The organism is Variovorax sp. YR752 (assembly GCF_943372545.1).
Genome location: NZ_CALRZC010000263.1, coordinates 1 through 10,890, shown reverse-complemented (window position 1 = coordinate 10,890; position 10,890 = coordinate 1). Strand labels below are relative to the sequence as shown.

The window sequence follows — 10,890 nt, the reverse complement described above, 5'->3', positions numbered from 1 at the left end:
TGCGCGCAACCGCGCAGCTCGCTGAGTTCGAGGTCGACTGTTTCGTTGCCCTCGTCGGTAGGGTCGAGCAGGATCGGCAGGCGCAAGGTCAGGCTCGTCTGGCCTTCGAGGAACACGAGGCGCTTGTCCTGGGCCTCGTAGTCCACCGCCGGCGTGGCCGTGCCGCCCAGGGTGCGCAGCCGTACGCTGACTTGGCCCTTGGCGCCACCGCTGCGAACGAGGGTGATCGGCGCACCCCGGCCCGGAATCTCGGGCTCCGCGTACGAGGCCTGGCCGAAGCCGATCGTGCCGGCCAGGGGATCGGGCGCGCCGCTGCACTGCGGCGTGTCGTCGCCGTTGGGGTCGAAGACGGTGCCGCTCTGGATCGGCACGGGTGAAAGTCCGCTGGTGCGGATCTCGGCGCCCGGCGCGCCGCCGGCGTTGGCCGGGTCGCGCAGGTAGGCCGAGGCGAACGACTCGCGCTGGCGGTGATTGAAGGTCTCGGCGACCGAGAAGGTCTGGACGTGGATCTCGGCGCCGACCGGCAGCGTGTCGATCGGTATCGAGATCACCTTGGGCCGCTTCAGCATCACCAACAGGCGGTTCTGCTTGCCCAGGACGTCGTACGCCGGGAGCACGTCGAAGTCGCTCGCATCCCACAGCGGTTCGGGCTTGATGGCGGCACCATTGTCTTCTTCGCCTACGACGTGGTTGAAGTTGTCGCGCCAACCGGACACCTGCAAGAACCCATCCTTGTAGGCAACGTACCGTTCGTAGCTGTTGCCGCTGCGATCGGCGTCGGCCGATGCAAACAGGATGTAGTCGACCCATGCATACATGACGCGATTGCAGTCGACCACGCCCCCGCCTTGCCAGGGGCACTCCGCGTGCGTCGGCGGCTCGGGGTTGTCGTCGATCAGATCGATCCAGACATAACTGACCACGAACTCGAGCGTGGCGTCCGCGACGTCCTTGCGAAAGGCCTGGCTCTGGATCAGCAGGCTCTGGCTGCCGACGGCATCGTCGCCATTGAGCGGCGACAGGCCTGGCGCATCGGCGTAGGCCCCAAAGGTCATGCCGCCGGGACGCGAGAAGACACCGGCCTGGGGGCGAGACTTGCCCGGATACTCCGGCGGCACGAAGGCCAGGCCGCCGTCGAGTTCCCTGTCCACGCTCACCGCGATGTTCTGGTCGGTATCGGCCTTCTCGAGCAGCTCGAAGTGGCGGCCCCTGGCGCGTATGTCCGAGATGGTCCATTCGCGCTGGATTTCCGTCAACGTCACGGGCGGGGTCGTCGAGGACGGCGTGGTGTTGTCGCCACCACCGCCGCCACACGCGCTCAGCACCACACAGGCTGCCAGCGCCAAGGCGGGCGCCGAACGTCGCAACAGGTTCATCAGTTTCACGAGCGACTCCTTCGCGCGCAGGACTTCGGCCCAGCGCCACAGGTTGATGGGCAGCAGCAACAGGTGCAGCGTGAGCACAGGAACGAGTAACGCCGCGACCCCGTAGCCGATGAACGCCAGGTTGGTGGCCACTGCCAGCGGACGCATCGCGCCCGCCTCGCGGCAGCCGAAGGTCGCGACCATCAGGCCGGCAGCCAGCCAGCCCAGCACATCGGGGTTCGACATGGCGGCGGCTCCTCGGCTTCAGCGGTCGCCGCCGGCGGCGAGCGATGCCGCGCCTTGCACGGCCGGCGCCTGAGCCACTGCCTCTTCGGTCAGGGGGGCGATCATGGCGTCGGCCATCAGCTCATACAGCTCGGCCCACGCGCGCTCCGTCGCCGGGGTGAAGTGCGCGCCCAGGCCATCGGCCAGCGTGCGCAGCAGGGCCGCACCGACACGGTCGTAGTGCGAGGCCTGAACACCGTAACCGGCGTGCCGGCGCCCCAGGTCGGCCAACGTGGCCAGCACGGTCGGCGGGTCGTCGAGACGGTCGACGAGCCAATCCATCATCTGCATCAACCTGTCGCCCTGCTGTTGCAGGTCGCCACGGAACAGCGCTTGCAGCCCCGGCGCATCGGCGAACAGGTGCCGATAGAACAGCGCGGCCGCGGCCGAGCGGATCGGCTGCACCTGACTCCAGCTGGCGCGCACCTGCGCGATGGTCTGTGCGTCCACGATGCGGTCTCCGGGCCGGTGAGGTTCGGCCCCATGACCACACTGTCGGCGGCGTTGGCGCGGAAGTCCTGAAACCCGGCTGAGATCGGTCTGAAGCTTGCGCGCGGCCGGCGCCGCCAAGGCCCTAGCCTGCAGGACCCGTGGAGTCCGTTCCGATCACCTGGCTCAGCAGCGCGAACAGTGCGTCGCCGCCGAGTTGCTCGCCCGAGCGCAGCAGGTCCGATACGGTCTTGGAACCCAGCTCTGCTTCGGCCTGGCTGCGCAGGGCCTGAAGGATCTGCGCATAGCGTGCGTCACGCGCGTTGCTGTCGCTCTGTCGGAGCAGCGCGTAGCCCAGCGCCCGGCAGGCGATCGAGGTCCGCCCGGTGCGAAAGGCGAGTGAGGAAAACACCGCCGCCGCTACCGTGTGCACGCCGTAGCGCGCGGCCAGGGTCAGGGCTTCGGCCGCGAGCTCGGTGGCGGCATGGACGTCATCGCATCCGAGCGCTGCCTCGATCTGCGCCAGCAGCGCAAGCGCCAGGTACTGCTGGGCACGGCAGGCGCGTGCCTCGCGGATCGCCGTCTCGCTGTACTGCAGTGCGGCCCGCGGATCGTCGGACAGCGTTGCCGCTTCGGCCAGATAGATCAGCACATAGCACGCCAGCCGAGTCTTGCCAGACTGCCGTGCCAGGGCCAACGCCGCGCGCAGTCGATCCAGACCCTCTTGCCACCTGCCGCAATAGACCGAGACGTGGCCTTCGAGCACGAGCGCGAGCAGGTCCAACGCACGCGAGCCGCCGGCTGCCCGCAGCGTCGCGGCCTCGTCCAGAGCCCGTTGGGCGCCGTCACAGTCACCAGCCCGCGCACGTTCCTTGCCCAGCAGCATCAGGGCGTGATGAAGCTGGGCGGGGTCGTCACCCAGCGCACGCCAGGCTTGCACGGCTTCTTCGGCAGCCAGCGCGCTTGGCCACTCGGGCATCTCGACCCATCCGGTGCTCGCGCGCATCAACTCGATGTGCGCCCGCGCTCTTCCCTGTGCCTCGAACGCCAACGGCCGCGCGGCGAGCAGCCAGCGTCGGGTAGCCGTGACGTCGCCACGAAGCTGGTCGAGCAAGCGCAATGCCGTCAAGGTCTGAGCCGCTACCTCGCAGTCATGCTGCTCGCAAGCGAGCACGAAGGCCGTCTCGAAGTCGGCATAGCTGGGGCCGAATCTGGCGAGAAGCGCTTCATGCGCCAGCTCGGGTGCCACCCTGCGCAGTTCCTCGGCATGAGCGGCCATGGCCTGCGCATGCCTGCGAGGTGCGGCGTCTCGATCACCGCCGTTGCGCACCCGTGCCGACGCATACACGCGCATCGACTCGTACAGCCGGTAGCGAACCGGCTCGCCAAGTTCGACGCTGAGCAGCGACTTGTCGACCAGTGCACACAGGGTGTCCACGCAGGCCGCCTCGCTGGTGCCCGGAGCCATAACCATCCGGGCCATGGTCGACTCGAATGGCCCGCAGAACCCTGCCAGGGCGTCGAGCGCCGCGCGCTGAACATCGTCGAGCAGCGAGCAGCTCCACGCCAGGGTGGCCTGCAAGGTCTCGTGGCGTGCCGGCGTGCCCCGATTCATGCGCTTGAGCAAGGTCAGCCGTTCGCCCAGCAAGCGCTGCACGACGCCGACGCCGACGGCCGGCAGGCGCGCGGCGGCCATCTCCAGCGCAAGCGGAATTCCGTCGAGCTGGCTGCACAGCTCGATGGCTGCTGGCAGGGTGCGGCCATCGATGCTGAAGTTGTGATCGGCCTCGCGTGCCCGTCGCTCGATGAGGGCAAAGGCTGCACAGCTGCGTGCTTCTTCGAGCGTCGCGCCGACAGCAGGGCATTCGAGCGGCGCGAGCCGATAGACCTGCTCGCCGCTCACCTTCAGCGGCTCCTGCGACGTGGCGAGCAGGTGCAGGCCCTGGGCGCCACCCAGCAGCGCGCTCGCCAGGCTTGCGACCTCGTCGACACGGTGTTCGCAGTTGTCCAGCACCAGCAGGCCCTGCTCGTCGCGCAAGGCACTGACGAGTGCCACCAACGGCTCGCCAGGTGGCAGATCGATGCGGACGGCCGCCGCCACTGACGGTGCCAGCGGCAGCGCGCCGGGGGCCAATGCGAGATCCACCCACCAGCCGCCGTTGCTGAACTCAGCCGCCACGCTCTGGGCCGCCGCCAACGCCAGCCGTGTCTTGCCGATGCCGCCGGTGCCGGCCACCGTCACGAGGCGCGCGCTGAGAACCAGGGAGTGCACCGCGGAAAGATCGGTGTCACGACCCAGCAGCGGGCCATGAGCCACCGGCAGGTTGTGCCAGGCCGCGCGTGCCCGTGCGGTTTCGGCTCCGGCGTCGGCGCTCGCCGGTGCGGCCTCGACTTGCAGGCAATACCCGCGCCGCACGACCGTGCGTATCCACCGGTGCTGCGTGTCGCCCAGGCAGCGGCGGATCTCCGCGATGGCCTGGGTCAGGGAGTCCTCGGTGACGACAACCGAAGGCCAGATCTGCGCCAGCAAGTCATCCTTGGAGACGACGTGTCCGGCCTGCGTGCCCAACATCAACAAGACCTCCAGGGCCTTGTGCCGCAATGGGGCGGCGCTGCCTGACAGCGTGAGCAGTTCTCGCCGGGCCAGATCCAGAACGAAGCCACCCAGGCAGATGCGGTCAACAGACGAAGGACGCGGTGAGACCATGTCATCCAATCACGTGCGATCCCGGTCGAGCCGAGCAGCGTGCCCAACTGGCGCGAGCGACCGTGGCGGACGCATTCTGAACGCAAGCGGCCCGCGAAGCTTCTCACCGTGAGGTTCTCGGGGGCTGGAGGCGGTTGGCGACCCAGAGCGTCTGCTTTGGCGACGCCTCCGCAAGGACCGCTCCTGGCCGATTCCGCATGTTCTCGCGCATTCCGGAAAGCGGCCCATCGCTTGCCGGCCGTCCCGGATCAGGCATCACTGCGTTGACTGTCCACAAGCACGCGGCTGGAGCACTCCCCGCACACACAGATTGCCACTCGCCTTGAAATGCAAGCAGGCTCCTGTGCCAGGAGCGCCCGGGCGCTTCAGACGGTGCATCAGGGCGGTCACTCGCACGCGAACCGCGACCGTCTCAGTCCAGTCTCAAGCGGCATCTCAACCCCGCCGCCCAGACATCCCTCATGGATCGTTCCTCGCCGGCCGGCTTGGGTACGGTGCGCCGTCAGTGCAACGCCGACAGAAACTGCTGCAACTCCGCCGTCTTCGGCGCGCCGAACAGTTCCTCCGGCGCGCCCATCTCGTGGATGCGGCCGGCGTGCATGAAGACCACGCGGTCGCTGACCTTGCGCGCGAAGTTCATCTCGTGCGTGACCATCAGCAGCGTCATGCCCTCGTCGGCCAGGCCCTCGACGACGCGCAGCACCTCGCCGACCAGCTCCGGGTCCAGCGCCGAGGTGATCTCGTCGCACAGCATGACGCTCGGCGCCATGGCCAGCGCACGGGCGATCGCCACGCGCTGCTGCTGGCCGCCGGAGAGCTGGTCGGGCCAGGCGTCGAACTTCTCCGCCAGACCGACGCGCTCGAGCAGCTTGCGGGCGCGTTCCCCGGCCTGCACCGCCGACTCGCTCTTGACCAGCGTCGGCGCCAGCATCACGTTGCGGCCGACCGTCAGGTGCGGGAACAGGTTGAAGCTCTGGAAGATCATGCCGACGTGCTGGCGCAGCGCACGCATCGCCTTGGCGTCACCATGCTTGAGCGGCTGGCCGTCGACCTCGAGCGCGCCTTCCTGGAACACCTCCAGCCCGTTGACGCATCGCAGCAGCGTGCTCTTGCCCGAGCCGCTCTTGCCGATGATGGCGATCACCTCGCCGCGCTTCACCTCGAGGTCGATGCCCTTGAGCACCTCGTTGCTGCCGAAGCGCTTGCGCAGCGCGGAGACCTTGACGATCGGTTGTTCAGCGCTCACGACGCAGTTTCCTTTCCAGGCGCCGGCTCCAGGCCGAGATCGGCCAGCACAGCGCGAAGTACATCAGCGCCACGCAGGCGTAGACGGTGAAGGGCGCGAAGGTGGCGTTGGTGATCATCGTGCCGGCCTTGGTCAGCTCGATAAAGCCGATCACCGACGCCAGCGCCGTGCCCTTGATCACCTGCACGAGAAAGCCCACCGTCGGCGGCACCGCGACGCGCAGTGCCTGCGGGCCGATCACGTGGCGCATGGTCTCGCCGAAGCTCATCGCCAGGCTGGATGCGGCTTCCCACTGGCCCTTCGGCACCGCATTCACGCAGCCGCGCCAGATCTCGGCCAGGAAGGCGCTGGTGTACAGCGTCAGCGCCAGGCCGGCGGCCAGCCAGGCCGGCACGTTGACGCCGAACAGCGCCAGCCCGAAGTAGGCGAGGAACAGCTGCATCAGCAGCGGCGTGCCCTGGAACAGCTGAACGTAGACCGACACGCCGGTCTCGGCGCCGCGCAGCTTCGCCAGTCGCGCGAGCAGCAGGCCGAGCGCCACCAGCCCGCCGCCGACGAAGGCGACCAGCGACAGCAGCACCGTCCAGCGTGCGGCCAGCAGCAGGTTGCGGAAGATGTCCCAGAGGCTGAAGTCGACCATGGTCTGTTCCTCAGCGGCTCTGCGGCATGCGGCCGAAGATCCACTTCGGCCCGATCCAGTGGAGCGTCTGGCGCACCACGATCGACAGCGCGAGGTAGATCGCGGTGGCGACGATGAAGGCCTCGAAGGCGCGGAAGTTGCGGCTCTGGATCAGGTTGGCCGCGTAGCTCAGCTCCTGCGCCGCGATCTGCCCGCACACCGCCGAACCGAGCATCACGATCACGATCTGGCTGGTCATCGCCGGCCACACCCGGCCCAGCGCCGGCGGCAGCACGACGCGCAGGAACACCTGCGCCTCGCTCATCGCCAGGCTGCGCGCCGCCTCGATCTGGCCGCGCGGCGTGCCCTCGATGCCGGCGCGGGCGATCTCCGCCGCGTAGGCGCCGAGGTTGACCACCATCGCGATCACCGAGGCGATCTCCGGCGTCAGCTTCACGCCCAGGCTGGGCAGGCCGAAGAAGATGAAGAACAGCTGCACGATGAAGGGCGTGTTGCGGATCAGCTCCACATACACGCCGACGATCGTGCGCAGCCACGCCGGCCCGTGCGCGCGCGCCCAGCCGCAGGCCACGCCCAGGCCGACGCCGAGCACGGCCGAGATGGCGGTCAGGCCGAGCGTGAAGGCCGCGCCGCGCAGCAGCGCCGGCCACTCGACCAGCACCGCACCGAAGTCGAGGGCAATCATGACGACACCCCGCTCGCCGAGTACGGCGAGCGACCCTCCACGAGGGTCGGGCCTTGCTTGGGGCGGCCCGGCGCTGCGGCCCGTGCGCGCATCTCAGTTCGGCAGTTCGCCCGCCGGGCGGCCGAGCCACTTCTTGGCCATCGCATCGATCTCGCCTGCCGCCTTGGCCGCGGCGATGATCTCGTTGACCTTCAGGCGCAGCTTGTCCTCGCCCTTGCCGACGCCGATGAAGTTCGGCGAATCCTTCAGCACGAACTTGAACTCGGTGGCCAGCTGCGGGTTGCGCGCCATCATGTTGCCGGCCACCGAGGCGCCGGTGGCGATGGTCTGCACCTGGCCGGAGACGAAGGCGGAGACGGTGGCGTTGTTGTCTTCGAAGCGCTTCACGTCGGCCGTGGGCGGGGCGAGCTTGGTGAGCTCCATGTCTTCGATCGCGCCGCGCGTCACGCCGACGGTCTTGCCGGCCAGGTCGGCCGGGCCCTTGACGGTCAGCGTCTTGGCGGCGAACACCGCCTGGAAGAAGGGCGAGTAGGCGGCCGTGAAGTCGATCACCTTCTCGCGCTCCGGGTTCTTGCCCAGCGTCGAGATCACCAGGTCGGCCTTCTTGGTCTGCAGGTACGGGATGCGGTTGGCGCTGGTCACCGGCACCAGCTCGGCCTTGACGCCGAGCTTGGCGGCGATCAGGTTGGCCATGTCGATGTCCAGGCCCTGCGGCTTCAGGTCGGTGCCGACGAAGCCGTAGGGCGGGAAGTCGGTCGGGATCGCGATCGTGATCAGCTTCTTGGCGAGCACGTCGTCGAGTGCGCTCTGCGCCTGCGCGAGGCCGGTGGCGGCGGTCAGCAGGGCGCCGAGACCGGCGATGAGAAGGCGGCGTTGCATGGATGTCTCCGTTTTGGTGCGCGAGCCGGTCATTCAGCAAGCGCCATGCCCGATAGACTCGCGCCATGAACGCCCCGCTGCCCCGAACCCTGAAGATCGATTTCGTCTCCGACGTGGTCTGCCCCTGGTGCGCCGTCGGCCTGAGCTCGCTGGAGATCGCCCTGGCCAGGCTGGAAGGCGAGGTGAGCGCCGAGCTGCACTTCCAGCCCTTCCAGCTCAACCCCGACATGGGCCCGGAAGGTGCCGAGGTGGTGCCCTACCTGTCGAAGAAGTACGGCATGAGCGCCGAGCAGGTCGCAACGAACCAGCAGGCCATCGCGCAGCGCGGCGCCGAGGTCGGCTTCGAGTTCCGCATGGACCGGCGCAGCCGCACCTACAACACCTTCGATGCGCACCGCCTGCTGCACTGGGCCGGCGAGGCCGGCGCGACGCAGCAGCGGGTGCTCAAGCACGCGCTGCTGTCGGCGCACTTCACCGAGGGCGAGAACCCCTCGGCGCGCGAGGTGCTGCTGCGCTGCGCGGTACGCGCCGGGCTCGATGCGACGGCCGCCGCCGCGGTGATCGACAGCGACCAGCACGCCGACGCGGTGCGCGAGCAGATGCGCTTCTACCAGGGCGCCGGCATTTCCTCGGTGCCGTCGGTGATCGTCAACGACCGCCACCTGATCCAGGGCGGCCAGCCGCCCGAGGTGTTCGCGCAGGCGCTGCGCCGGATCGCCGCGGAGAGCGAAGCCTGATGCGTGTACTGGTCGTCGAGGACGATCCCCAGCTCGGCGATGCGCTGGCCACCGGGCTGCGCCAGCGCCAGCACGTGGTCGACTGGTTCCGCGACGGCACGCAGGCCGATGCGGCGCTGGCCGGCGTGCCCTACGACGCCGTGGTGCTCGACCTCGGCCTGCCCGGCGGCGACGGCATGCGCTGGCTGCGCCAGTGGCGCGCCGCCGGCCGCGAGCTGCCGGTGCTGATCCTCACCGCGCGCGACGGCGTGAGCGACCGGATTGCCGGGCTCGATGCCGGCGCCGACGACTACCTCGTCAAGCCGATCACGCTGGACGAACTCGCCGCGCGGCTGCGCGCGATGAGCCGGCGCAGCACCGGCCGCGCGCAGAGCGTGTGGCAGCACGGCGCGCTCGCCTACGACCCGGCCGGCCGCAGCGTGCAATGGAACGGCGCGCCGGTGGAGCTGACCGCGCGCGAGCTGATGCTGCTCGAGGCGCTGATGGCGCACCCGGGGCGCATCCTCTCCAAGGCGCAGCTGCAGGAGAAGCTCTACGACTGGGGCGAGACGCTGGAGAGCAACACCCTCGAGGTGCACGTGCACCACCTGCGCCGCAAGCTCGGCCGCGACGTGATCCGCACCGTGCGCGGCGTGGGTTATGCGCTGGGCGCGGCGGAGAACGGCGAGGGGCAGAACGGACAGGGGCAGTCATGAGTCTGCAGCGGCGGTTGTTGATCTACCTGCTGATCAGCGCGCCGATCGTCTGGCTGATCGCCGGCGTGATCTCGATGCAGTTCGCTCGCCACGAGGTCGACGAGCTGTTCGACACCGAACTGATCCGCCTTGCGCGGCAGGTGCAGGTCACGCTCGCCGTGCCGATGGACGGCAACATGCCGCTGCTGTCGCATCCGGCGGCCAGTGCCGCGACCGGCGAGGCCGACCTCGGCGACCTGGCGATCGCGGTGTGGGCGCGCGACGGGCGCCTGCTGCTGTCCGACCGCGAAGGCGTGGGCCTGCCCTATCGGCCCGACTCGGCCGGTTTCGTCGACCTGGCGATCGCCGGCGATGCCTGGCGTATCTACTACCTGCAGTCCTTCGACGGCGCCTGGCTGGTCGCCGCCGGCCAGAAGGCCTATGAGCGCGAGGAACTGGCCTTCGACGTCACCCTCGGCCAGCTGCTGCCCTGGCTGGCGATGCTGCCGCTGCTGCTGGCCGCGATGGCCTGGGGCGTGCGCCGCGCGCTCGAGCCGGTGCGCCAGCTCAGCGACGAGTTGCGCGCGCGCAGCGCCGAAGACCTGCAGCCGGTGCCCGCCGAGAAGACACCCGCCGAGCTGCAGCCGCTGGTCGAATCGATGAACGGCCTGTTCTCGCGCATCGAGGCCACGCTGGCGCGCGAGCGCCGCTTCACTGCCGATGCCGCGCACGAGCTGCGCACGCCGCTGGCCGTGCTGCGCGCGCAGTGGGACGTAGTGCGCCGCGCCGCGCCGGGTGCGGACCGCGACGCGGCCGAAGGCAAGCTCGGGCTCGGCCTGGAGCGGCTCGACCGCCTGGTCACGCAGATGCTCGCGCTGTCGCGGCTGGAGGCCGGCAGCACGGCGCCGGTCCGGCAGGAGATCGACTGGGCCGAGGTGGTGGAGCAGGCGATGAGCGACTGCCTGCCGCTGGCCGAACGCAGGCGCATCGAGCTGGCCTGCGACTGGGCGCAGCCCGCCGGCCGTGCACCGCTGCCGCTGCTCGGCGATGCGGCGCTGCTGGCGGTGCTGCTGCGCAACCTGCTCGACAACGCGGTGCGCTACGCCCCGGTGGGCAGCGCGGTGCTGCTGCGCTTCGGCGAGTCTCGGCTGGAGGTCGAGAACGACGGCGAAGCGCTCTCCGACGAGCAGCTCGCGCGGCTCGGCGCGCGCTTCTACCGTCCCGACGGGCAGGACGAGATCGGC

At 69.5% G+C, this 10,890-nt stretch carries 10 protein-coding genes; 3 read left to right on the top strand and 7 right to left on the bottom strand.

All coding sequences use genetic code 11. The annotated features are described in order from the left end of the window. The 7 genes from AAG801_RS36135 to AAG801_RS36105 all read right to left on the bottom strand — a co-directional run. Positions 1 to 1,610: Calx-beta domain-containing protein (locus AAG801_RS36135; RefSeq protein WP_341892751.1), on the bottom strand; the 1,610-nt coding region annotated here is incomplete at its 3' end. An 18-nt stretch (positions 1,611 to 1,628) separates the two neighbouring features. Continuing rightward, positions 1,629 to 2,099 carry a globin family protein gene (locus tag AAG801_RS36130; RefSeq protein ID WP_341892750.1) on the bottom strand — a complete coding sequence of 157 codons (471 nt, stop codon included), beginning with the start codon at positions 2,097 to 2,099 and terminating at the stop codon, positions 1,629 to 1,631. A 124-nt stretch (positions 2,100 to 2,223) separates the two neighbouring features. Then, entirely contained in the window at positions 2,224 to 4,785 is a 2,562-nt protein-coding gene (locus AAG801_RS36125; RefSeq protein WP_341892752.1) for a winged helix-turn-helix domain-containing protein, read from the bottom strand. 502 nt (positions 4,786 to 5,287) lie between these two features. Next, positions 5,288 to 6,031 (bottom strand): amino acid ABC transporter ATP-binding protein, encoded by a 744-nt coding sequence (locus tag AAG801_RS36120; RefSeq protein WP_341892749.1) that lies wholly within the window; start codon positions 6,029 to 6,031, stop codon positions 5,288 to 5,290. Further along, a complete protein-coding gene (locus AAG801_RS36115) occupies positions 6,021 to 6,671 on the bottom strand; it encodes an amino acid ABC transporter permease (protein WP_341892748.1) in 651 nt (216 codons plus the stop codon). The genes AAG801_RS36120 and AAG801_RS36115 overlap by 11 nt, the downstream gene beginning before the upstream one ends. 10 nt (positions 6,672 to 6,681) lie before the next feature. Continuing rightward, complete coding sequence (locus AAG801_RS36110; RefSeq protein WP_341892747.1) at positions 6,682 to 7,356, bottom strand: amino acid ABC transporter permease; 675 nt, start codon at positions 7,354 to 7,356, stop codon at positions 6,682 to 6,684. Positions 7,357 to 7,449: 93 nt separating this feature from the next. Next, positions 7,450 to 8,235 (bottom strand): transporter substrate-binding domain-containing protein, encoded by a 786-nt coding sequence (locus AAG801_RS36105; protein WP_341892746.1) that lies wholly within the window; start codon positions 8,233 to 8,235, stop codon positions 7,450 to 7,452. A 65-nt stretch (positions 8,236 to 8,300) separates the two neighbouring features. Between AAG801_RS36105 and AAG801_RS36100 the strand changes: the two genes are divergently transcribed. The 3 genes from AAG801_RS36100 to AAG801_RS36090 all read left to right on the top strand — a co-directional run. After that, a complete protein-coding gene (locus AAG801_RS36100) occupies positions 8,301 to 8,972 on the top strand; it encodes a DsbA family oxidoreductase (RefSeq protein ID WP_341892745.1) in 672 nt (223 codons plus the stop codon). Continuing rightward, on the top strand, positions 8,972 to 9,667 hold the full coding sequence (locus AAG801_RS36095) for a response regulator transcription factor (protein WP_341892744.1): 696 nt from the start codon (positions 8,972 to 8,974) through the stop codon (positions 9,665 to 9,667). Before AAG801_RS36100 ends, AAG801_RS36095 begins: the two co-directional genes overlap by 1 nt. Next, positions 9,664 to 10,890 (top strand): sensor histidine kinase N-terminal domain-containing protein (locus AAG801_RS36090; protein WP_341892743.1); only part of this gene is annotated, 1,227 nt, incomplete at its 3' end. The genes AAG801_RS36095 and AAG801_RS36090, both read left to right, overlap by 4 nt.